1 protein-coding gene is annotated in these 653 nt (G+C 69.1%); it reads left to right on the top strand.

Annotation, left to right across the window (positions count from 1 at the left end):
• Positions 1–248: 248 nt before the first annotated feature.
• Positions 249–653, top strand: a 405-nt coding sequence (locus BCY78_RS24240) for a hypothetical protein (RefSeq protein WP_199523199.1), incomplete at its 3' end; no start/stop codon positions are given.

Here is a 653-nt window from a genome sequence, read left to right as displayed (position 1 = left end):
ACATAGGGGGTTAGGGAAAACCTCCCCCACCTCCCTACCCCGTCACGGACCGACAGTATGACTAATCGTGACGGCTTGCGGCGGAGCGTGACGGCCGCTTACGGTGCGAGAACTGAACGACCCCGACACGGTGTTGGAGCACCAGCCGGGGTCTCACCGCAAGATCGAGCACCTAGAAGGACGATCCCGTGGCTATCCAGCACCTTAGCTCCGCCCTGCCCGTCCCCGCAGTCTCCGCCGCGTACCCGATGGCCAAGCCCGGCTACGGCAAACGCTCCGCCCCGGACCAACAACCCCGCACGCCCCATGACTTCGCGCTGCTCCCGGCCCGTGAGCGGTACATCGCCGGGTTCGTGGACCACCTGCCCGACGGGGCCGCGATGAGCGTGAAGCAGCTCACCAGACAACTCCCGCTCTACGGGCAGCAGGCCATCGGCACCTCCCTCAACGCCCTCTCCGTCGCCGGACATCTGCGACGCGTACGGTGCCCTGTCGGCACGGGCGACGAAACCCGCTGGGCCTTCCGCACCTTCTGGTCCCGCACCGCCCGCGACAACGCATGGTGGACCACCTACCTCGCCACCGAAACCGCCGTTCGGACGGCGGCCCCCGCCGCCGGTCCGCAGCAGCGCACCGCGCCCGCGCCCACGAGA

Origin of the sequence: Pararhodobacter sp. CCB-MM2 (assembly GCF_001691415.1) — a bacterium.
Lineage (GTDB): Bacteria > Pseudomonadota > Alphaproteobacteria > Rhodobacterales > Rhodobacteraceae > Pararhodobacter.
This window is presented reverse-complemented; position numbering and strand designations above follow the sequence as displayed.